Raw genomic sequence first — 21,404 nt, 5'->3', positions numbered from 1 at the left:
TTTGCAGATCGAACCTAAAAACCTTAAAAATTATGCGTCTGGTTTTATCGTCCTTTTTTGCACTCGGTCTGTTCAGCGGCCTGGCGTTTGCTGCGCCCGGGCAGTCTACGCAGCCTGACATTCGTGACAGCGGCTTCGTCTATTGCGTAAGTGGCCAGGTGGACACCTTCAACCCGCAAAAAGCGGGCAGCGGGCTGATTGTGGATACGCTCGCCGCGCAGCTTTACGACCGTCTGCTTGATGTCGACCCGTACACCTATCGCCTGGTGCCTGAACTTGCGGAAAGCTGGGAAGTCCTGGATAACGGTGCAACCTACCGTTTTCGCCTGCGCGATGATGTCGCGTTTCAGCGTACGCCGTGGTTTACCCCTACGCGCAAGCTGAACGCGGATGACGTGGTCTTCACCTTCCAGCGTATCTTTAACCGTAACCACCCGTGGCATAACGTTAACGGGGATAATTTCCCCTATTTCGACAGCCTGCAGTTTGCCGACACCGTTAAAAGCGTGCGCAAGCTGGACAGCCGGACGGTTGAATTTACGCTGACGCGCCCGGATGCCTCCTTCCTCTGGCACCTGGCGACCCACTATGCGTCCGTTATGTCCGCCGAATACGCGGCGAAGCTGACGAAAAAAGATCGTCAGGAGCTGCTCGACCGCCAGCCGGTGGGTACCGGTCCATTCCAGCTGGCCGAATACCGAGCGGGGCAATATATTCGCCTGCAGCGCCACGAACATTTCTGGCGCGGTACGCCGCTGATGCCGCAGGTGGTGATCGATCTCGGGTCTGGCGGAACGGGACGGCTCTCGAAACTGCTCACCGGGGAATGCGACGTGCTCGCCTGGCCCGCTGCCAGCCAGCTCACCATTCTGCGCGACGATCCGCGTCTGCGTCTGACGTTACGCCCGGGGATGAACATCGCTTATCTGGCCTTTAACACCGATAAGCCGCCGCTGAACAATCCTGCCGTACGTCACGCTCTGGCGCTGGCGATCAACAACCAGCGTCTGATGCAGTCGATTTACTACGGCACGGCGGAAACCGCCGCCTCAATTTTACCGCGCGCCTCGTGGGCCTACGACGGTGAGGCTAAAATTACGGAATACAATCCGGCAAAAGCGCGTGAACAACTGAAAGCGCTGGGCGCGGAAAACCTGACGCTCCAGCTTTGGGTGCCCACCAGCTCCCAGGCGTGGAACCCGAGCCCGCTGAAAACCGCTGAACTGCTGCAGGCGGATATGGCGCAGGTGGGCGTCAAGGTGATCATCGTACCGGTTGAGGGCCGTTTCCAGGAGGCGCGCCTGATGGATATGAATCACGACCTCACCCTGACAGGCTGGGCTACCGACAGTAACGATCCGGATAGCTTCTTCCGGCCGCTGCTGAGCTGTGCTGCGATAAATTCGCAGACCAACTACGCCCACTGGTGTAACCGGGAGTTCGACGCCGTGCTGCAAAAAGCGCTCTCTTCCCAACAGCTGGCCTCGCGCATTGACGCTTACGATGAAGCGCAAAAGATACTCGCTCAGGAACTGCCGGTGCTTCCGCTGGCCTCTTCCCTGCGCCTTCAGGCCTACCGCTATGATATTAAAGGCCTGGTGCTGAGCCCGTTCGGCAACGCCTCGTTCGCCGGCGTATCGCGTGAAAAAGAACAAGAGGTGAAAAAACCATGATTATTTTTACCTTGCGTCGGCTCCTTTTACTGCTGGTGACGCTCTTTTTCCTGAACTTTGTCGGCTTCAGCCTGAGCTATTTCACGCCGCATGCTCCGCTACAGGGCTCATCGCTGTGGGATGCCTGGCTGTTCTGGTTTAACGGTCTGCTGCACTGGGATTTCGGCGTGTCGAGCATCAACGGGCAGCTTATCTCCGAGCAGCTGAAAGAGGTGTTCCCGGCCACGATGGAGCTGTGCATTCTGGCCTTCGGCTTTGCCCTGATGGTAGGTATTCCCGTGGGCATGCTGGCCGGGATCTACCGCAACAAGTGGCAGGATAAGTTTATCAGCGCCCTTGCCCTGCTCGGCTTCTCTATCCCGGTATTCTGGCTGGCGCTGCTGCTGACGCTGTTCTTCTCGCTGACGATGGGTTGGCTACCGGTCTCTGGCCGTTTTGACCTGCTCTATACGGTTAAAACGGTAACGGGTTTTGCCATCATTGACGCCTGGCTGTCCGATTCCGTCTGGCGCCATGAGATGATCGTCAGCGCCCTGCGTCATATGGTACTGCCGGTGCTGACGCTGGCGGTTGCGCCGACAACCGAGGTGATCCGTCTGATGCGCCTGAGCACCATCGAGGTGTTTGAGCAGAACTATGTCAAAGCTGCCGCCACGCGCGGATTGTCGCGCCTGACCATACTGCGCCGCAACGTCCTGCACAACGCTCTGCCGCCGGTAATTCCGCGCCTGGGGCTGCAGTTTTCCACCATGCTTACGCTGGCCATGATCACCGAGATGGTCTTTAGCTGGCCCGGGCTGGGACGCTGGCTGATTAACGCCATCCGTCAGCAGGATTATGCTGCTATCTCAGCGGGTGTGATGGTGATTGGTTCGCTGGTCATTATTGTTAACGTGTTGTCCGATATTTTGGGTGCGATGGCTAACCCATTGAAGCATAAGGAATGGTATGCCTTACGATAACGTTTACAGTGAAAAGCGCACGCCCGGTGCGCTGCGTACCGTGTGGCGTAAGTTCTATGGTGACACCACGGCAATGATCGGCCTTTATGGCTGCGCCGGTCTGGTATTGCTTTGCCTCTTTGGTTCGTGGTTTGCGCCTTATGGCATTGATCAGCAGTTCCTTGGCTATCAGCTGCTACCGCCTTCCTGGTCACGCTACGGCGAAGTCTCATTCTTCCTCGGCACTGACGATCTCGGACGCGACGTATTGAGCCGTCTGTTAAGCGGGGCAGCCCCGACGGTGGGCGGCGCGTTTGTCGTGACGCTCGCGGCGACGCTCTGTGGACTGGCGCTCGGTATTTTCGCGGGCTCCACGCATGGCCTGCGCTCGGCGGTGCTGAACCACATTCTGGACACGCTGCTGTCGATTCCGTCTCTGCTGCTTGCAATCATTGTGGTTGCCTTTGCCGGTCCGCATCTGTCGCATGCCATGTTCGCCGTCTGGCTGGCTATCCTCCCCCGCATCGTGCGCTCGGTTTACAGCATGGTGCATGACGAGCTGGAAAAAGAGTATGTCGTTGCGGCCCGTCTGGACGGCGCGACGACCTTCAATATTTTGTGGTTTGCCGTTCTGCCAAACATCGCCGCCGGGCTGGTCACCGAGATCACCCGTGCGCTGTCGATGGCGATCCTGGACATCGCTGCGCTCGGGTTCCTCGACCTCGGTGCGCAGCTGCCGTCCCCTGAATGGGGTGCGATGCTCGGTGACGCGCTGGAATTGATCTACGTGGCGCCGTGGACGGTTATGCTGCCGGGGGCGGCGATTATGGTAAGCGTGTTGCTGATCAACCTGCTGGGCGATGGTATTCGCCGTGCAATTAACGCGGGGGTGCAATAATGCCGCTTCTTGATATTCGCAACCTCACCATTGAATTCAAAACCGGTGAAGGCTGGGTTAAAGCCGTCGATCGCATCAGCATTACTCTCGCCGAGGGCGAGATTCGCGGGCTGGTGGGTGAATCTGGTTCGGGAAAAAGCCTGATCGCCAAAGCGATCTGCGGCGTGGCGAAAGACAACTGGCGCGTGACCGCCGACCGCATGCGGTTCGACGATATAGACCTGCTGCGCCTCTCTCCGCGCGAGCGTCGCAAGCTGGTTGGCCATAACGTCTCGATGATTTTCCAGGAGCCACAGTCCTGCCTCGATCCGTCCGAGCGCGTAGGCAAACAGCTGATGCAGAACATTCCCGGCTGGACCTATAAAGGCCGCTGGTGGCAGCGTTTCGGCTGGCGCAAGCGCCGCGCCATTGAGCTATTACACCGCGTCGGGATCAAAGACCATAAAGACGCGATGCGCAGCTTCCCGTATGAGCTGACCGACGGTGAATGCCAGAAGGTGATGATTGCCATCGCCCTGGCTAATCAGCCGCGTTTGCTGATTGCGGATGAACCCACCAACGCGATGGAGCCGACCACCCAGGCACAAATTTTCCGCCTGCTGTCGCGCCTGAACCAGAACAATAACACCACCATTTTGCTGATCAGCCATGACCTGCAAATGCTCAGCAAATGGGCGGATAAAATTGACGTAATGTACTGCGGGCAAACGGTCGAAACTGCCCCGAGTGAGGAGCTGATCGCCGCGCCGCACCATCCATATACGCAGGCGCTTATCCGCGCCATTCCTGATTTTGGCAGCGCCATGCCGCACAAGAGCCGTCTGAATACCCTGCCCGGAGCGATTCCGCTGCTGGAATCGTTGCCGATAGGCTGTCGTCTGGGGCCGCGTTGTCCGTATGCTCAGCGTAAATGTATCGAGACGCCGCGCCTGACCGGCGCCAAAAATCATCTTTACGCCTGTCATTTCCCGCTGAACATGGAGAGAGAGTGAAATGGTCGAAACCTTGCTGGAAGTCCGCAATCTGAGTAAGACCTTTCGCTATCGCACGGGGCTGTTTCATCGTCAGACTGTCGAAGCGGTTAAGCCGCTGAGTTTTACCCTGCGTGAAAAACAGACGCTGGCGATCATCGGCGAAAACGGCTCCGGCAAATCCACGCTGGCGAAAATGCTTGCCGGCATGGTCGAGCCCACTGCTGGAGAAGTGTTGATTGACGATCATCCTCTGCAGTTTGGCGATTACTCTTTCCGCAGCCAGCGCATCCGCATGATCTTCCAGGATCCGTCTACCTCGCTTAATCCACGCCAGCGCATTTCGCAGATCCTTGATTTCCCTCTGCGTCTGAATACCGAACTGGAGCCAGAGGCGCGCCGCAAGCGTATCTTCGAAACACTGCGTATGGTTGGGCTGTTACCGGATCACGAAAGCTACTACCCGCATATGCTGGCTCCCGGTCAGAAACAGCGTCTGGGTCTGGCCCGCGCGTTGATTCTGCGCCCGAAAGTGATCGTTGCAGACGAAGCGCTTGCCTCGCTGGATATGTCGATGCGTTCGCAGCTGATTAACCTGATGCTCGAATTACAGGAAAAGCAGGGTATCTCCTACATCTACGTCACCCAGCATCTGGGGATGATGAAGCACATCAGCGATCAGGTGATGGTCATGCACCAGGGGGAAGTCGTCGAGCGCGGCAGCACGGCGGATGTGATGGCCTCCCCGCTTCATGAGCTGACGAAAAGGCTGATTGCCGGGCATTTCGGTGAAGCATTGACCGCCGATGCGTGGAGAAAAGACCGTTAAGCGCGGCGGTAAACACGGATTGCTCCGCTCAAATAAGGATTAAATAGCCTGCGTGCGCTATTTAATCCTTTTATTTTTTGTCTCCATCCCTGCTCCATATTTTAAGCAATATCCAGCAATAGTTCTTCTCCAGAATACCGGAACATTACGGAGGAGAAGAAATGAACACCACCACATATGTTCTAAAATATACGGAGTATCTCATCAGAAAATGCCGTTCATATTTCATGACGGACCTCAATTTTCACACTGCAAAACTCAAAAAGACATCAGGCATAACCCCTGACATTAAATCACCCACTACGTTGAGTGAAAAAATATGTCATCGCCTGGTCTATGACCATAATAATCTCTACACAATGCTTGCCGATAAACTCGCCGTCCGCGAATACGTTGCGTCCAGAACAACGCGAGTAAAAGCGGTGCCTTTGATTGGTGTATACCGCAGGTTTTCGCATATCGATTTTTCAACACTGCCCGATCAATTCGTCCTTAAGTGCAATCATGACAGTGGAAGCACAATAATCTGTACAAACAAAAACCAGTTCAATTACCGACAGGCCCGTAAAAAGCTCACTCTCGCATTAAAGAAGAATTTGTATTACACCACGCGCGAGTGGCAGTACAAAAATATTATACCCGTTATACTGTGTGAGCCCTATGTCGATCTTTTCAATAATGCGGACAGGAACAGCACGCCGGAAATGCTGAGAATTCACTGTTTTCACGGGGTCGCACACTATGTTGAGGCCGATTTTACGGATGACCTCGGCAGAGAGTTTATCAACGTTTACGACCGACACTGGAATTTACAGCCCTTCCAGATGGAATATCCTAATACGCCGGTTGCGCCCGGCGAGCCGAAATTGTTCCGTGAGGCTCTGCTGGCCGCTCAGGAGCTGGCGAAGGGTCTTGACTACTGCCGCGTTGACCTCATGTTGAAAAGCGATGAAATTTACTTCAGTGAAATAACCTTAAGCCCAAAACGGGGCAAACTGCGAATTACCCCTCTGGAATGGGATACAAAGTTAGGCGATATATGGCAGTTGCCGCTATCGGCGGGCAGGCCGGGCTGACCTGCCGCCAGGACTCAGGCATCGGGCCAGGTCAGTTTGAACAGGGAGTGGTTTTGCTTCGATAAGGTATACGTTACATCGCCACCATGAGCCAGCATGATGGCTTTTACCACCGATAACCCTAAACCACATCCTTCGGGATTAACATCTCTGGCACCTTTATCCCGCTGGAAAGGTTGAAATAAGAAATCATGAAATTCCCTGGGGATGCCCGGCCCGCCATCCTCAATAAGGATATAATTGCCTTTATCAGAGACGCCATTTTTTACGATGAGTTTTCGCGAAGTTGAATAATGTAATGCGTTGTCAAACAGAACGGCCAGACACTGATTGATGCGCAACGGATCGAACACGCATCGCTGTTCCCTCAACTCTGTTTTAATCACAAACTGATTGTGCTTGAACTCGGGCATGAAAGTATCAAGCGCATCCTGGATTGTGCCTTTGAGGTCCGTTCTGGATTTATACAGCGTATAACCCGCCCCGCCGTCAGAGCTGATCACCCGAAGATCTTCAATCAAACGGGTTAACCCCTCAGTCTGCTTGAGAAGATTATTAAAAAGCAGCGGATCCGGCTCAAAAACGCCGTCAACCAGCCCCTGAAGCCGCCCGCGTAAAATCGTGACCGGGGTTCTCAGCTCATGGGCAATGGCGGCGTTCCAGGATTTCCTCTGAATATCCAGCGTCTGGAGTTTTTCCGCCATTTCATTGAAATCCGTGACCAGATGATTGACCTCTCCCAGACGGGAGCTGGCGCAATAAGCACGGGCATCCAGCTGGCCCTGAGAAATTTTTCTCAGGCTGGACGCTACCGCGTTCAACGGGGTGAGTATTCGTGAAGAAAGTTTTATCGTTAAAAATATCGCGATTAACAGACTGATTGTTGTCGCAGTCCCGATCCATACCCAGTCCCACATCGTCATTTGCTCGTCATCGCCCTCAACGGCACCGCCGGGTAGGTGATCGAGAATAAAAGAGTAAAAAAACCAGGAACCCAGTACCGCAATGGCAATGATCATAAACGTCAGCAGCAGCATATACGTTAAGATCTGCCGACTCAGGACAGAATCTCTGTTCATTTTTTCTCCCCGAGCCGATAGCCCATCCCCCTGATGCTCTCAGGAACGCCATAAAGGCCTGCAAGCTCCAGCTTTTTACGCAGCTTGCTCATATGGCTGTCTACCGTTCTGTCGAGCGTATCGCCTTCCGGCAGACACGCGTTAAGTAACTCTTCCCGGGAACAGACCTTTCGCGGGTATCTCACCAGGTAAGTAAGAAGTTTGAATTCCGTCGTCGTTAATACCGGGGAGACTACCTCTTCGCCCACGGTGACCTCAACGTAGAAATCGTCCGGGTAGACCGTAATAAAAGGCGTCCTGAGAGGCACGGCACCCGCCTGCTGAAGAGCGGGTCTGGTTCTGCGCAGCACGGCTTCAACTCGCGCGACCACTTCGGAAGGGTTGAAAGGTTTGATGACGTAATCATCCGCGCCAAGCCTCAGCCCCATCAGCTTATCCACGTCCTGATCGAGTGCGGACACCATAATGACGGGCACAGAACTTTCCTGACGGAGCGTCGTGAGTACGCTCCAGCCATCGCATACGGGCAGATGGATATCCAGCAATATAAGATCCGGTTTATGGAGCCGATTAAGCGCTATCGCCTGCTCGCCCTGCCGGGCTCTCAGCGTTTTCATCCCAGAACGCTCTAAGTAACTCATCAGTATATCGGCAATTTCGTTTTCATCTTCAACAACAAGGATTAGAGTATTTTTGTTCATTTTATCTCCGCGGGTGAAATCCCTTTGAGCACGCTATCAGATATCTTTAGCACAATAAGACACAGGCTCCGGGAAAAAGTGCCGTGGCCGCGAAAATTTCCTGGATTAATTTAAGTTCCCGGCAATTTCTCCATACAGCCTACACATTCAGTCAATAAAGACTCGACAATGTCAGTCCACAATAGTTATTCGGAGTTAAACCATCTTTCGTTTAACGTGGTAAATACCCCTGTCGCTTAAAGGCTTTCTGAATTTGGCTGAGATAATGAACATGGAACTTTCGAAATACTTCTCTCCTAAAAAAATCGGCATATTTTCTCTCTTCCTGCTGCTATCGTGGGGATTACTTTATACCTGGCTGGTATTGATGCATAAAATGGATGAGAAAGTCGCCGCAACGCTACTCTCTTCCCCCATTATCTATGGCTGCATCGCCTTGTCGGTTGTCTCTCTGATAATACAAAACAAAGCAGGCGCGTTCACTGAATTACTTCTCATCGCCTTCTGGCTGATGGTGATTTTTGTTTATCTCATTATTACGTTCACTGTGCTGCTGAACGCTACGCCAGATTTTAACGATTTGGTGTTTTACTATGAGTGTTATTTAATTCTCTTTTTTGGCGGTTCACCGTTGTACCTCATCGTGAGAATGATTTAAACAACCGCGTTGTTTCGCTCCACACTCTCTCCATAAACCGCCCATGTCCGCTAAACAGGCGAGTTGTAGACTCTCCATCACACCATCTTGAACAAAATAACTCACTGAAATAGTCACGTATCTGGAAGTTAAATTAATGCCTCATTTCTTTATTGAACGTCCCATTTTCGCCTGGGTCGTGGCGCTTTTTATCGTCCTGGCGGGTGTATTGTCTATCCCCCGGCTGCCGGTTGCGCAGTATCCGGCGGTGGCACCGCCTGGGATTATTATTTCTGTCACCTACCCGGGCGCCAGCCCCGATATTATGAATACGTCGGTGGTGTCGTTACTTGAGCGCGAAATATCTGGCGTCGATAATTTGCTTTACTTCGAATCATCCAGTGACACAACCGGTTCTGCGTCTATTACCGTGACGTTTAAGCCCGGCACGGACATCAAGCTGGCGCAGATGGACCTTCAGAACCAGATTAAAATTGTGGAGCCGCGTTTGCCACAGGCGGTCAGGCAAAATGGCATCAACGTCGAGGCGGCCAATTCCGGTTTTTTAATGATGGTGGGGCTGAAGTCCGCAACCGGTAAATTTGAGGAAGCCGATTTAAGCGATTACTTTGCCCGGCATATCAGCGACGAGCTGCGCCGCGTACCTGGAGTAGGGAAAATTCAGCTGTTTGGTGGCGAAAAAGCGCTGCGCATCTGGCTGGACCCGATGAAGCTTCATAGCTACGGACTTTCGGTGAGCGATGTGCTTACCGCCGTTGGCCAGCAAAATGCCCTGGTTTCGCCCGGCAAAACGGGAGATGAACCGGCATCTGAAGGGCAAGGCGTAACGTATCCGATCACCGTGAAGGGGCAACTCACTTCCGTAGAGGCTTTCAGTAATATAACTCTGAAATCAGAGGCGTCCGGCGCAAGGCTGAAGCTGTCCGACGTCGCGCGCATTGAGTCCGGCCTGCAAAGCTACGCTTTCGGTATCCGCGAAAATGGGGTTCCCGCAACGGCTGCGGCGGTCCAGCTATCGCCTGGCGCCAATGCGATGAGCACGGCTGCAGACGTACGCGCACGCATCGACGAACTTTCTCAGGTGTTGCCGGAAGGAATGACGTTTACGGTTCCCTTCGATACCGCGCCTTTTGTGAAGATCTCCATCATGAAGGTGGTGCAGACATTTGTGGAAGCGATGGTTCTGGTCTTCCTCGTAATGCTGCTGTTTCTGCATAAGATACGCTGTACGCTTATCCCGGCGATTGTTGCCCCCGTCGCACTGCTTGGCACCTTCACGGTGATGCTATTGAGTGGATACTCCATCAATATTCTGACCATGTTCGGCATGGTTCTGGCGATCGGGATTATCGTAGATGACGCTATTGTGGTCGTGGAGAACGTCGAGCGCCTGATGGAAGAAAAACAACTCTCTCCGCGCGACGCGACCCGGGAGGCCATGAAAGAAATCACGCCGGCAATTATCGGGATCACGCTGGTGCTTACCGCCGTCTTTATTCCCATGGGTTTCGCCGAAGGATCCGTCGGGATTATTTATCGACAATTTTGTATTTCCATGGCGGTCTCCATACTGTTGTCGGCATTTCTTGCCCTCACGCTTACCCCCGCGCTATGCGCGACGCTGCTTAAGCCTCACAGCGCAGCAAAGCACGTAGGTGGCAGGTTCGCAGCAGGGTTTAACGCCCGCTTTCGTACCCTCACGACGTGGTACGAATCCGGGCTGGGCGCGGTGCTGAGACGTACCGGGCGAATGCTGCTGTTGTATGTTGCGCTATGTGCTGCCCTATGTTTGGGGCTTTCTTCGCTGCCCTCGTCCTTTCTTCCGGATGAAGATCAGGGCTATTTTATGTCCTCAATTCAGCTGCCTTCCGATGCCACAATGCAGCGCACCCTGAGAGTGGTTAAAAAATTTGAAGAGGAAATTGCGGCCCGGCCGGATATTGAAAGCAACATTATGATTCTGGGATTTGGGTTTTCAGGCTCGGGACCGAATTCGGCCATGGCCTTCACCACGCTGAAGGACTGGAAAGATCGGCAGGGTACGACCGCACAGAATGAAGCCGACCATATACAGGCCAGCATGGCTAACGTCTCTGATGCCGTCACGATGAGCCTTCTCCCGCCGGCCATTTCGGATATGGGCACCTCCTCGGGCTTCACCTGGTACGTGCAGGACAGAGCGGGACTGGGCTACGAGGCGTTAAAGAGAGCGGCCGATGCGCTGGTTGTGAAAGCTAATCAACGTCCTGAACTGAGTGACGTGTATATAGACGGTCTGCCGGAAGGAACAAGCCTGGCCCTTCAGATTGACCGGGAAAAAGCGGAAGCGCTGGGCGTTTCATTTGATGAAATCAATCAGACGCTCTCGGTCACCATGGGGTCGAACTACGTTAATGACTACACGAACAAGGGCCGTGTTCAGCAGGTCATTATTCAGGCCGACGCCCCTTACCGCATGCAGCCTGAGCAGATCCTGAAATTATCGGTAAAAAACCGTATGGGGCAGATGGTGCCAGTATCTACGTTTGCGACGCTTTCCTGGAACGTTGCGCCGCAGCAGTTGACGCGTTATCAGGGATATTCTGCTATCCGCATTACCGGCAGTGCGGCCCCAGGCAAATCCAGCGGCACTGCAATGAAGGCCATGGAGACGTTGTCACGGGATTTACCGCAGGGGATGGCCGGCGAGTGGGCCGGGAGCTCATTGCAGGAGAGAAATTCCGAATCTCAGCTCCCGGGTCTGATCGTTCTGTCGATACTGGTCGTGTTCATGGTGCTCGCCGCCCTGTATGAGAGCTGGTCAATTCCCTTTGCGGTCATGCTGGTCGTTCCCCTGGGGCTTATCGGTGCGGTAGTTGCCGTCTCCGTTGCGGGCATGACGAATGATGTTTTCTTTAAGGTCGGTCTTATCACCCTGATAGGCCTGTCCGCCAAGAACGCTATTCTGATTGTCGAGTTTGCAAGGCAGCTCCACCGGGAAGGACAACCCCTGCTGGCGGCTACGATACAGGCCGCAAGCCAGCGTCTGCGCCCTATTCTGATGACATCGTTAGCCTTTACGTTAGGCGTGGTGCCATTGATGCTGGCGCGTGGCGCGAGTGACAGCACGCAGCACGCTATCGGCACCGGGGTGTTTGGCGGCATGATCAGCGGCACGCTTCTCGCGATCTTTTTCGTCCCGGTATTCTTTATTGTCGTTGCGCGTTTCGTCGAAAACGCCAGGAAAGTGTGAATACCGCTGACGAATCGCGGAACCTTGCTGGTTGGATGAGGCGAAGCTGCTGCCGGGTGATATACTGGACGAATGCTGAAATTTTGAGCCCCCGCCAGCCCGCGCCTCACCTTTTGGGGCATTCCTCTTCGGAGATCGACGAGAAATATCGTGACACAAGGGGCCGTGAGTGGGCTATAATTTCGAGCTAATTTCGAATGATTTTGAAATACTGCCTGTAACGCTATGAATTACAAGGCAAAATAAGCAATGAATATAAGGATTAAAGCTATGGGTTTTCTTTCCGGTAAGCGCATTCTGGTGACTGGCGTTGCCAGCAAACTGTCCATCGCATACGGCATCGCACAGGCAATGCATCGCGAAGGCGCTGAGCTGGCGTTCACCTACCAGAACGACAAGCTGAAAGGCCGTGTTGAAGAGTTTGCCGCGCAGCTGGGTTCCAGCATTGTTCTGGAATGTGACGTTGCACAAGACGAAAGCATCGACGGCATGTTTGCTGAACTGGCAAAAGCATGGCCGAAATTCGACGGTTTCGTTCACTCCATCGGCTTCGCTCCTGGCGACCAGCTGGACGGCGACTACGTGAACGCGGTAACCCGTGATGGCTTTAAAATCGCGCACGACATCAGCTCCTACAGCTTCGTTGCAATGGCGAAATCTTGCCGCGCAATGCTGAACCCGGGCGCAGCGCTGCTGACCCTGTCCTACCTGGGCGCAGAGCGTGCTATCCCTAACTACAACGTTATGGGCCTGGCGAAAGCATCTCTGGAAGCCAACGTCCGCTACATGGCGAACGCAATGGGTCCAGAAGGCGTGCGCGTTAACGCCATCTCTGCTGGCCCTATCCGCACCCTGGCGGCGTCCGGCATCAAAGATTTCCGTAAAATGCTGGCACACTGCGAAGCTGTTACCCCGATTCGTCGTACCGTTACCATTGAAGATGTGGGTAACTCTGCTGCATTCCTGTGCTCTGACCTTTCCGCAGGTATCTCCGGCGAAGTGGTTCACGTTGACGGCGGCTTCAACATCGCTGCAATGAACGAGCTGGAAATTAAATAAGCTGTGGCTCTCTTCCCGCACGGGAAGAGAGCTTTCCCCCTCCGCACTCCCCTTCGTTATTCCGTTCTGCTATTTGTTATCACCTAACAATATTTTTCCCTTTATCTGCCTTACGCCAGGATATTGATCGCCATTTTGAGATCAAGGAACGCCCATGGAACAACGCCGTTTTTCCGGCAAAGGCCACTGGTATCACGAAACCCAGTCTAACCACGCGCAGCCGGATGTGCTGCCCCTGGTGCCCGAAGCCGCTAACGTCGACGATCGTTTTTTGCTCGATTTAGCCCTGCCAGATGAGATTGTCGCCGCCTGTACCGGCTGGCTCGCTCCTGCCAGATCCTTATGTCACCAGCTGTTCCCGCTCTCACTTCCCGTAAACCGCCTGCGAACGCTTAGCGCCTACGATCGGTTAAGTACCGCGCTGACGGTGGCGCAGGCCTGCGGCGTTCAGCGGCTGTGCAACCACTACGCCGCCCTCCTCGCCCCGCTGCCGGGCCCTGACTCCTCCCGCGAAAGTAACCGACGGCTGGCGCAAATCACGCAGTACGCCCGCCAGCTCGCCAGCTCACCTGACGTCATTGATGATAAGGCGCGAAACCAGCTTGATGAGGTAGGTCTGTCTATCTATGACGTTGTGGTAATTAACCAGATAATCGGCTTTATCGGTTTTCAGGCGCGCGTGGTCGCCGTCTTTCAGGCGCTGCTCGGCCATCCCGTCCGCTGGCTGCCGGGCCATCATATTCAGCCGCACACCCTGCCAACGTCCTCCGACGCGTGGATCTCGCTTCTGCCCGTGGTCGAGCTTCGCTATGCCAGTGCGCATCAGCTTGAGTCCCTCTCCCGCTGGCAGGCAGAGCCCACGCTTGAGGCGCTGACGCCGGTCCTGTGCCATGAACCGACCTTGCTCGATCTGATGGGGGAGATCCTGATAAACAGCCGGGAAACGGTTTCGCTGCCTCCTCCGGCGCTTTCGGCAGCAGCCGAATTGCTGACACGCTCGCCGGACCGCTTCAGCGCCGCACAATTTACCCCGCTCACGGAAGAAGGACTTACTGCCGTTCAGGCGATCAACCTGCTCAGCCAATGCGCGCTGGAGGGCTGGATCAATCGACTAAAAGTCGCGTCCGGCAAAGCGGAATAACCACACTCTTTCCCCAAAGAGCGCTTGCTGTAGCAGTGAGAATCGCGTAAAACTGTCAGCCGCTCAATGGCTACGAAAATAGAACATTATGTTTCAGGACAACCCGCTGCTAGCGCAGCTTAAACAGCAACTGCATTCCCAGACGCCGCGTGCAGAAGGGGTCGTGAAAGCCACGGAAAAGGGCTTTGGCTTCCTTGAAGTTGACGCGCAGAAAAGCTACTTCATTCCGCCACCGCAGATGAAGAAAGTGATGCATGGCGATCGCGTCATGGCCGTCATCCATACCGAGAAGGAACGTGAATCCGCCGAGCCGGAAGAACTGATCGAGCCGTTCCTGACCCGCTTTGTGGGCAAAGTGCAGAGAAAGGACGATCGTCTTTCTGTCGTGCCGGATCACCCCCTGCTGAAAGATGCCATTCCCTGCCGCGCCGCCCGCGGCGTTGAGCATGATTTTAAAGAAGGTGACTGGGCCGTGGCAGAAATGCGCCGTCATCCTCTGAAAGGCGACCGCGGTTTCTATGCTGAACTGACCCAGTTCATCACCTTTGGCGACGACCATTTCGTCCCGTGGTGGGTCACGCTGGCGCGCCATAATCTTGAAAAAGAAGCGCCGAACGGCGTGGCAACTGAGATGCAGGATGAAGGCCTGGCGCGCCGCGATCTTACCGCGCTGGAGTTTGTCACCATCGACAGCGCCAGCACAGAAGATATGGACGATGCGCTCTACGCTGAAGAGAGCGCTGATGGCAAACTGCATTTGACCGTCGCCATTGCCGATCCAACCGCCTGGATTGTGGAAGGCAGCATGCTGGACGAAACGGCGAAAATCCGCGCGTTCACCAACTACCTGCCGGGCTTTAACATCCCGATGCTGCCGCGCGAACTGTCTGACGACCTCTGCTCGCTGCGCCCAAATGAGGTGCGCCCGGTTCTCGCCTGCCGCATGACCATTGCCGCAGATGGCACGATTGAAGACGATACCGAATTCTTTGCCGCCACCATCGAATCCAAAGCCAAGCTGGCCTATGACAATGTCTCCGACTGGCTGGAAAACACCGGCAGCTGGAAACCTGAATCCGATGCTATCGCAGCACAGATTCGTCTGCTGCACCGCATCTGCCTGAACCGCGGCGAGTGGCGTAAGACTCACGCCCTGGTCTTCAAGGATCGTCCGGATTATCGTTTTGTTCTCGGTGAAAAAGGCGAAGTGCTGGATATCGTGGCTGAGCCGCGGCGCATTGCTAACCGCATCGTCGAAGAAGCGATGATTGCCGCCAACATCTGTGCCGCGCGCGTGCTGCGCGACAGGCTGGGCTTCGGTATTTACAACGTTCATACTGGATTCGATCCTGCCAATACCGAAGCGCTCGCGGCCCTGCTGAAGAATCACGATGTGCATGTTGATCCGGAAGAAGTGCTGACACTGCCGGGCTTCTGCAAGCTTCGCCGCGAGCTGGACGCTCAGCCGTCCGGTTTCCTGGATAGCCGTATTCGCCGCTTCCAGTCCTTCGCGGAAATCAGCACCGAGCCAGGCCCGCACTTTGGCCTCGGTCTGGAAGCCTACGCCACCTGGACCTCCCCGATCCGTAAGTATGGCGATATGGTTAACCACCGCCTGCTGAAAGCAATTATCAAGGGCGAAACCATTGCCCGTCCACAGGACGACACGACCCTACAGATGGCCGAGCGTCGCCGTCTGAACCGCATGGCGGAACGTGACGTTGGAGACTGGCTATACGCGCGCTTCCTGCAGGATAAAGCCGGTACCGATACCCGCTTCGCGGCAGAAATTATTGATATCAGCCGCGGGGGAATGCGCGTACGTCTGGTGGATAACGGTGCGGTCGCCTTTATCCCTGCCCCGTTCCTGCACGCCGTTCGTGACGAACTGGTCTGCAGTCAGGAAAGCGGCACCGTGCAAATTAAAGGCGAGACGGTTTACAAAGTCACTGACGTGATTGATGTAACTATCGCTGAAGTTCGCATGGAAACCCGCAGTATTATTGCGCGCCCTGTCGCCTGATAACCTGCTCAATTGTCGGTCATTTCCGTTCAGAAAGGCCGACAATTTTCTCCCTGTCTTTCCCCTCGCAAAAGCATCATTTTTCTTACTTTTTCGGCCCCAGCCCGCCCAAACCAGCCATAATTATCTACAGTTAAAGAGTGCTGCCCTGTTCGGGCACGTGGATTTTATACGCTCAGCATTTTTATATGCCTGATGCGTTTTATTATAAAAAAGTTCAGAAAAACAATACTTTCACTGCGGCTTTGCCGCTATTTTCAACGGAAAAGTCGACGACTAATGAATAATTTGTTCGCTAATGCGTCGCGGCGGGAGAAATCATGATCGACGAACTTGAGCAAAATTTGCTGTTTCGTTACATGGGTACTCACAGCCCGTGGTGGCGATTGTCGGCTGACAGCAACGCTCTGCACCTTGCCGCCAGCGAAAATGCTGACGTGACTCAGGAGATCGTACTGGATGATGAACAGGCCGCACAGATCCGTCAGCTAACGGTAATGACCACCAGCATTTCCCTGAACCTCTCTCTTTACGGCGAGCAAGTTCCCGTCCATCTTGTCGGACGCAAAATCACCCGAAACGAGTGGGCCGGAACGGCTTCCGCCTGGAACGATACGCCCTCCGTGGCACGCGATCTGGCTCAGGGACTCTCCTTTGCGGAACAGGTTGTTTCTGAAGCGAATTCCGTCATTGTCATTCTCGATCAAAACGGCAATATTCAGCGCTTTAACCGCCTGAGCGAAGAGTATACCGGTCTGAAAGAACATGAAGTCATTGGTCAAAACGTGTTTGAACTGTTCATGAGCCGCAGCGAAGCGGCAGCCTCGAAGCGCAACATTGCGGGTTTCTTTCGCAACGGCAGCTCCTACGAAGTCGAACGCTGGATTAAAACGCGAAAAGGGCAACGCTTGTTTCTGTTCAGAAATAAATTCGTTCACAGCGGCAGCGGTAAAAATGAAATTTTCCTTATCTGCTCCGGGACCGACATTACCGAAGAACGACGGGCACAGGAGCGCCTGCGCGTGCTGGCCAATACCGATACCATCACCGGCCTGCCCAACCGCAATGCGATCCATGAGCTGATTTCAGACGCCATCAATAGCCGCGGCGACACGCAGGTTGGCGTGGTGTACCTCGACCTCGATAACTTCAAAAAGGTTAACGATGCCTACGGGCATATGTTCGGCGATCAGCTCCTGCAGGCGGTTGCACTTGCCCTTCTGAGTTGTCTGGATGAGGGGCAGGTTTTAGCGCGGCTCGGCGGCGATGAGTTTATCGTTATGGCCACCAATACCTCTCAGGGCTCGCTGGAAGCGATGGCGTCGCGTATTCTGACACGCCTGCGCCAGCCGTTCAGAATCGGTCTCATTGAGGTTTACACCGGTTGCTCCCTGGGGATCGCCCTCGCGCCGCAGCATGGGAACGATCGGGAAAGCGTGATTCGCAATGCCGACATCGCCATGTACACCGCCAAGGAGAATGGCCGTGGCAAATTCTGCGTCTTCTCCCCCGAGATGAACCAGCGCGTGTTTGAGTACCTGTGGCTGGACACCAACCTGCGTAAAGCGCTGGATAACGATCAGCTCCTGATCCACTACCAGCCGAAAATGACCTGGCGCGGCGAAGTCCGAAGCCTTGAAGCGCTGGTCCGCTGGCAGTCGCCCGAGCGCGGGCTGATCCCCCCTCTGGAATTTATCTCTTATGCCGAGGAGTCCGGTTTGATTGTGCCGCTGGGTCGCTGGGTGATGCTTGATGTGGTTCGCCAGGTGGCAAAATGGCGTGACAAGGGAATTAACCTGCGCGTGGCCGTGAACGTCTCTGCACGTCAGCTGGCCGACCAGACGATTTTCAGCGAGCTAAAGCAGGCGCTTAAGGATCTGCATTTTGAGTACTGCCCTATCGACGTTGAATTAACCGAAAGCTGTCTTATCGAAAACGAAGAGCTGGCGCTCTCGGTGATCCAGCAATTCAGTCGGCTCGGGGCACAAATTCATCTGGACGATTTCGGTACCGGCTACTCTTCCCTTTCCCAGCTGGCGCGTTTTCCTATTGATGCCATTAAACTCGATCAGGCTTTTGTCAGAGATATTCATAAGCACTCTGTCTCCCAGTCTCTGGTACGCGCCATTGTCGCAGTGGCGCAGGCGTTAAACCTGCAGGTGATTGCCGAAGGGGTGGAGAACGCAAAAGAAGATGCCTTTCTGACCAAAAACGGCGTCAACGAACGGCAGGGTTTTCTTTTCGCTAAGCCGATGCCCGCTGCCGCATTCGAGCGCTGGCTAAAACGATATCAAGCACGACAACAACGTTAACGTCATACAGAGGTTCACTTTCGTATAGGTAATTTCGTTATGGCGTTTTTTCCCTTCTCTTTTGAACCTATTTTCTGCATCATTGAAATTATTAACTTTTCGCTCCTGGGGAGAGATGATGTCTACTATTGATCCACAAGCTGTAGCACAACGTATTGATACCGTGCTGGATATCCTGGTGGCGGGTGATTATCACTCTGCAATCCGTAATCTCGAGATCCTGAAGTCTGAACTTCTCGCTCAGGATGGCGCTGACAATGCCCCCGAAAACCGACAGCCTAAAGCGCCGTGGGAAGTCTAATCCCACTGTCTCAGACCTCGTTTCGCTTTATTAATTGGATGCTATGAATTCCCGACAACAACTCATTTTGCAGATGGTCATCGATCAGGGGCGCGTAAGCGTCGTTGAGCTGGCTAAAACCACCGGCGTTTCAGAAGTGACCATCCGTCAGGATCTTAATCTGCTGGAAAAACAGAGCTACCTGCGCCGTGCGCATGGCTATGCCGTGCCGCTGGACAGCGACGACGTTGAGACGCGCATGATGAATAACTACGCGCTTAAACGAGAACTGGCAGAATTTGCCGCATCGCTGGTAAACCCTGGCGAGACGGTCTTTATTGAAAACGGCAGCAGCAACGCTCTTCTGGCACGTACGCTCGCCGAACAAAAAGACGTTACCATCATCACCGTCAGTAGCTATATCGCCCATTTGCTCAAAGAGACGCGCTGTGAGGTGATTTTGCTGGGCGGCATTTACCAGAAAAAAAGTGAGAGCATGGTAGGCCCGCTAACCCGGCAGTATGTCCAGCAGGTTCATTTCAGTAAGGCGTTTATCGGTATTGACGGCTGGCAGCCGGAGACAGGCTTCACCGGACGGGATATGATGCGATCTGACGTTGTGAATGCCGTTCTGGAAAAAGAGTGTGAAGCCATTGTGCTGACCGACAGCTCTAAATTTGGCGCCGTCCATCCTTACACCATGGGTCCAGCCTCACGCTTTAGCCGCGTAATTACCGATGAAAGGTTAAGCGACGAACATCGTAATAAACTGGAAGATGACGGTCTCATTGTCGATATTATAAAAACGCCCGCCTGAGTCCATTTGCGCCCGTATTCCGGGCGCATATGCCCCCTTCGTCTGAGAGGATTCCTATCCATCCTTTAAGAGTTTTTACCTGTTTAACCTGCCGTAAAGTCGTAAAATTAATGTTAGCGATATAACAGGAAGTGACTATCACCTGCGTGATTACGTAACGCCTGCGCGACCAGCTTTCACGGAAAAAAGAATTGAGTATTTATTTTGACTATACTTAATGTGTACATCTTTCCGTGAATCGATAATTCAGGAGAAAGTATTATGACCTTAACCAGCAAAAAATTAGCCGCCGCTGTTCTGGCAATCACTGTAGCAATGTCCCTGAGCGCGTGCTCTAACTGGTCTAAACGTGACCGTAACACCGCAATTGGCGCCGGTGCTGGTGCGCTCGGTGGTGCAGTATTAACGGATGGTAGTACGCTGGGTACATTAGGCGGCGCTGCTGTCGGTGGTATTATCGGTCACCAGGTTGGCAAATAATTATTCTATCAGCCTTCCCGTTAAGGCGATTTAGCATCGCATTTCAGGTCTGACTAACGCACGTATATAACACGAGCCACGGCATTTGCCGTGGCTTATTTATTTTAGCCGCCTGCCAGTTTAACTTTCATGCCTTTGGCTTCAAGGAGCGATTTAATTAAATCGCGTTTATCACCCTGAATTTCGATAATGCCGTCCTTCACGGCGCCGCCGCAGCCACATTTTTTCTTCAACTCTGCTGCCAGCTTGTTCAGCTCCGCATCATCCAGATCAATCCCGGAGATCAGGCAGACCCCCTTTCCTTTTCGCCCGCTGGTCTGACGCTGGATACGAACAATACCGTCACCTTTCGGACGTTCTGCTTTCGTTTTCGGTTCGTCTATGCGCCCGCTTTCCGTCGAGTAGACCAGCCGACTGTTGGAATCAGTCATTGCGCCCCCTTTTTCAGTGATGCGTTGATAGCCTTAAGCGTCTCTGCCGGGTTCGCAGACTGCGTCACCGGCCGGCCGATAACCATGTAGTCAACGCCTGCTGCCAACGCCTGCTCAGGCGTCATAATGCGTCGCTGATCGCCCACGTCGCTGCCAGCAGGACGAATGCCTGGCGTGACCAGTTTAAAATCTTTGCCCAACTCTGACTTAAAGCGTACCGCTTCCTGCGCGGAGCAAACGACGCCATCGAGACCACAACTCTGCGTCAGACGCGCGAGACGCTCGGCGTGCCCGGCAGGTGACAACGTCACGCCGAGGTCGCGCAAGTCGCTGTCGTCCATGCTGGTCAGCACGGTAACCGCAATCAGTAATGGCGCATCGTTGCCGAACGGCAGGAGTGCTTCGCGAGCGGCTGTCATCATTCTCGCCCCGCCCGACGCGTGGACGTTGACCATCCATACACCCAGTTCCGCAGCGGCGGCAACCGCGTGCGCCGTGGTGTTCGGGATATCATGGAATTTGAGATCGAGGAAGACATCGAAACCACGCTGCTGCAGATCGCGGACGATTTGCGGTCCAAACAGCGTGAACATCTCTTTACCAACTTTCAGACGACAATCGCGAGGATCGATACCGTCGACAAAGGCCAGCGCTGCGTCACGCTTATTGTAATCAAGCGCAACAACAACAGGAGAATCCGTAATAACGCGGGAAGTGGAGGAAGTAACAGACGTCATGACCAGCCCTTTTCGTCTATGGGCGCGCAGCGGCGCGGAACAGATAAACGGCCTGCATTCTACCTG

19 protein-coding genes are annotated in these 21,404 nt (G+C 54.1%); 15 read left to right on the top strand and 4 right to left on the bottom strand.

Translation table 11 applies throughout. The features are described from left to right. Window positions 1–32 precede the first annotated feature (32 nt). From sapA to IM303_RS07955, 6 genes are all read left to right on the top strand, one after another. On the top strand, window positions 33–1,673 hold the full coding sequence (sapA, locus tag IM303_RS07980; protein WP_192971162.1) for an ABC transporter substrate-binding protein SapA: 1,641 nt from the start codon (window positions 33–35) through the stop codon (window positions 1,671–1,673). Next, window positions 1,670–2,635 carry a putrescine export ABC transporter permease SapB gene (gene sapB, locus IM303_RS07975; protein WP_041909670.1) on the top strand — a complete coding sequence of 322 codons (966 nt, stop codon included), beginning with the start codon at window positions 1,670–1,672 and terminating at the stop codon, window positions 2,633–2,635. Before sapA ends, sapB begins: the two co-directional genes overlap by 4 nt. After that, window positions 2,622–3,512, top strand: coding sequence for a putrescine export ABC transporter permease SapC (gene sapC / locus IM303_RS07970; RefSeq protein ID WP_028013383.1), 891 nt, complete (start codon window positions 2,622–2,624; stop codon window positions 3,510–3,512). The genes sapB and sapC overlap by 14 nt, the downstream gene beginning before the upstream one ends. Continuing rightward, window positions 3,512–4,504 (top strand): putrescine export ABC transporter ATP-binding protein SapD, encoded by a 993-nt coding sequence (sapD, locus tag IM303_RS07965; protein WP_028013384.1) that lies wholly within the window; start codon window positions 3,512–3,514, stop codon window positions 4,502–4,504. Before sapC ends, sapD begins: the two co-directional genes overlap by 1 nt. Window position 4,505: 1 nt before the next feature. Next, a complete protein-coding gene (gene sapF / locus IM303_RS07960; protein ID WP_028013385.1) occupies window positions 4,506–5,312 on the top strand; it encodes a putrescine export ABC transporter ATP-binding protein SapF in 807 nt (268 codons plus the stop codon). A 161-nt stretch (window positions 5,313–5,473) separates the two neighbouring features. Next, window positions 5,474–6,388, top strand: coding sequence for an ATP-grasp fold amidoligase family protein (locus IM303_RS07955; protein ID WP_193359786.1), 915 nt, complete (start codon window positions 5,474–5,476; stop codon window positions 6,386–6,388). Window positions 6,389–6,402: 14 nt separating this feature from the next. On the opposite strand, the gene IM303_RS07950 is transcribed toward IM303_RS07955, so the two are convergent. Beyond that, window positions 6,403–7,467: an ATP-binding protein gene (locus IM303_RS07950; RefSeq protein WP_049001089.1), complete on the bottom strand. Its 1,065-nt coding sequence runs from the start codon at window positions 7,465–7,467 to the stop codon at window positions 6,403–6,405. Beyond that, window positions 7,464–8,168 (bottom strand): response regulator, encoded by a 705-nt coding sequence (locus IM303_RS07945; protein WP_028013388.1) that lies wholly within the window; start codon window positions 8,166–8,168, stop codon window positions 7,464–7,466. Before IM303_RS07945 ends, IM303_RS07950 begins: the two co-directional genes overlap by 4 nt. 271 nt (window positions 8,169–8,439) lie before the next feature. Between IM303_RS07945 and IM303_RS07940 the strand changes: the two genes are divergently transcribed. From IM303_RS07940 to osmB, 9 genes are all read left to right on the top strand, one after another. Continuing rightward, complete coding sequence (locus tag IM303_RS07940) at window positions 8,440–8,826, top strand: hypothetical protein (protein WP_049001146.1); 387 nt, start codon at window positions 8,440–8,442, stop codon at window positions 8,824–8,826. A 136-nt stretch (window positions 8,827–8,962) separates the two neighbouring features. Next, window positions 8,963–12,058 (top strand): multidrug efflux RND transporter permease subunit, encoded by a 3,096-nt coding sequence (locus IM303_RS07935; RefSeq protein ID WP_193359785.1) that lies wholly within the window; start codon window positions 8,963–8,965, stop codon window positions 12,056–12,058. A gap of 270 nt (window positions 12,059–12,328) precedes the next feature. Next, window positions 12,329–13,117, top strand: coding sequence for an enoyl-ACP reductase FabI (gene fabI, locus IM303_RS07930; protein ID WP_003856831.1), 789 nt, complete (start codon window positions 12,329–12,331; stop codon window positions 13,115–13,117). Between the two features lie 154 nt (window positions 13,118–13,271). Further along, window positions 13,272–14,258: an oxidoreductase gene (locus tag IM303_RS07925; RefSeq protein WP_049001084.1), complete on the top strand. Its 987-nt coding sequence runs from the start codon at window positions 13,272–13,274 to the stop codon at window positions 14,256–14,258. 88 nt (window positions 14,259–14,346) lie between these two features. Next, window positions 14,347–16,281, top strand: coding sequence for an exoribonuclease II (locus tag IM303_RS07920; RefSeq protein WP_049001080.1), 1,935 nt, complete (start codon window positions 14,347–14,349; stop codon window positions 16,279–16,281). 320 nt (window positions 16,282–16,601) lie between these two features. Then, the gene (gene pdeR, locus IM303_RS07915) at window positions 16,602–18,593 is read left to right on the top strand and encodes a cyclic di-GMP phosphodiesterase (protein ID WP_028013393.1); all 1,992 of its coding nucleotides are present in this window, start codon (window positions 16,602–16,604) and stop codon (window positions 18,591–18,593) included. A gap of 118 nt (window positions 18,594–18,711) precedes the next feature. Further along, window positions 18,712–18,894: a hypothetical protein gene (locus tag IM303_RS07910; RefSeq protein ID WP_041909652.1), complete on the top strand. Its 183-nt coding sequence runs from the start codon at window positions 18,712–18,714 to the stop codon at window positions 18,892–18,894. A 43-nt stretch (window positions 18,895–18,937) separates the two neighbouring features. Further along, window positions 18,938–19,690 carry a DNA-binding transcriptional regulator YciT gene (locus IM303_RS07905; RefSeq protein ID WP_041909650.1) on the top strand — a complete coding sequence of 251 codons (753 nt, stop codon included), beginning with the start codon at window positions 18,938–18,940 and terminating at the stop codon, window positions 19,688–19,690. Window positions 19,691–19,951: 261 nt separating this feature from the next. Continuing rightward, window positions 19,952–20,170, top strand: coding sequence for an osmotically-inducible lipoprotein OsmB (gene osmB, locus IM303_RS07900; RefSeq protein WP_008501216.1), 219 nt, complete (start codon window positions 19,952–19,954; stop codon window positions 20,168–20,170). Between the two features lie 104 nt (window positions 20,171–20,274). On the opposite strand, the gene yciH is transcribed toward osmB, so the two are convergent. Both yciH and pyrF read right to left on the bottom strand, forming a co-directional pair. Next, window positions 20,275–20,601 carry a stress response translation initiation inhibitor YciH gene (gene yciH / locus IM303_RS07895; RefSeq protein WP_045630534.1) on the bottom strand — a complete coding sequence of 109 codons (327 nt, stop codon included), beginning with the start codon at window positions 20,599–20,601 and terminating at the stop codon, window positions 20,275–20,277. Next, the gene (pyrF, locus tag IM303_RS07890) at window positions 20,598–21,338 is read right to left on the bottom strand and encodes an orotidine-5'-phosphate decarboxylase (protein WP_045260660.1); all 741 of its coding nucleotides are present in this window, start codon (window positions 21,336–21,338) and stop codon (window positions 20,598–20,600) included. Before pyrF ends, yciH begins: the two co-directional genes overlap by 4 nt. Window positions 21,339–21,404: the final 66 nt, after the last annotated feature.

Origin of the sequence: Enterobacter cloacae complex sp. P38RS, assembly GCF_014930775.1 — a bacterium.
GTDB classification, from domain to species: Bacteria; Pseudomonadota; Gammaproteobacteria; order Enterobacterales; family Enterobacteriaceae; genus Enterobacter; species Enterobacter bugandensis.
Note: the sequence above shows the minus strand (reverse complement) of the source record. Positions and strands in the feature narration are given on the sequence as shown.

Bases quoted from the DNA above. Each gene is read 5' to 3' on its own strand.
- sapA (WP_192971162.1), top strand. From the start codon at position 33: ATGCGTCTGGTTTTATCGTCCTTTTTTGCACTCGGTCTGTTCAGCGGC.
- sapB (WP_041909670.1), top strand. From the start codon at position 1,670: ATGATTATTTTTACCTTGCGTCGGCTCCTTTTACTGCTGGTGACGCTC.
- sapC (WP_028013383.1), top strand. From the start codon at position 2,622: ATGCCTTACGATAACGTTTACAGTGAAAAGCGCACGCCCGGTGCGCTG.
- sapD (WP_028013384.1), top strand. From the start codon at position 3,512: ATGCCGCTTCTTGATATTCGCAACCTCACCATTGAATTCAAAACCGGT.
- sapF (WP_028013385.1), top strand. From the start codon at position 4,506: ATGGTCGAAACCTTGCTGGAAGTCCGCAATCTGAGTAAGACCTTTCGC.
- IM303_RS07955 (WP_193359786.1), top strand. From the start codon at position 5,474: ATGAACACCACCACATATGTTCTAAAATATACGGAGTATCTCATCAGA.
- IM303_RS07950 (WP_049001089.1), bottom strand. From the start codon at position 7,467: ATGAACAGAGATTCTGTCCTGAGTCGGCAGATCTTAACGTATATGCTG.
- IM303_RS07945 (WP_028013388.1), bottom strand. From the start codon at position 8,168: ATGAACAAAAATACTCTAATCCTTGTTGTTGAAGATGAAAACGAAATT.
- IM303_RS07940 (WP_049001146.1), top strand. From the start codon at position 8,440: ATGGAACTTTCGAAATACTTCTCTCCTAAAAAAATCGGCATATTTTCT.
- IM303_RS07935 (WP_193359785.1), top strand. From the start codon at position 8,963: ATGCCTCATTTCTTTATTGAACGTCCCATTTTCGCCTGGGTCGTGGCG.
- fabI (WP_003856831.1), top strand. From the start codon at position 12,329: ATGGGTTTTCTTTCCGGTAAGCGCATTCTGGTGACTGGCGTTGCCAGC.
- IM303_RS07925 (WP_049001084.1), top strand. From the start codon at position 13,272: ATGGAACAACGCCGTTTTTCCGGCAAAGGCCACTGGTATCACGAAACC.
- IM303_RS07920 (WP_049001080.1), top strand. From the start codon at position 14,347: ATGTTTCAGGACAACCCGCTGCTAGCGCAGCTTAAACAGCAACTGCAT.
- pdeR (WP_028013393.1), top strand. From the start codon at position 16,602: ATGATCGACGAACTTGAGCAAAATTTGCTGTTTCGTTACATGGGTACT.
- IM303_RS07910 (WP_041909652.1), top strand. From the start codon at position 18,712: ATGTCTACTATTGATCCACAAGCTGTAGCACAACGTATTGATACCGTG.
- IM303_RS07905 (WP_041909650.1), top strand. From the start codon at position 18,938: ATGAATTCCCGACAACAACTCATTTTGCAGATGGTCATCGATCAGGGG.
- osmB (WP_008501216.1), top strand. From the start codon at position 19,952: ATGACCTTAACCAGCAAAAAATTAGCCGCCGCTGTTCTGGCAATCACT.
- yciH (WP_045630534.1), bottom strand. From the start codon at position 20,601: ATGACTGATTCCAACAGTCGGCTGGTCTACTCGACGGAAAGCGGGCGC.
- pyrF (WP_045260660.1), bottom strand. From the start codon at position 21,338: ATGACGTCTGTTACTTCCTCCACTTCCCGCGTTATTACGGATTCTCCT.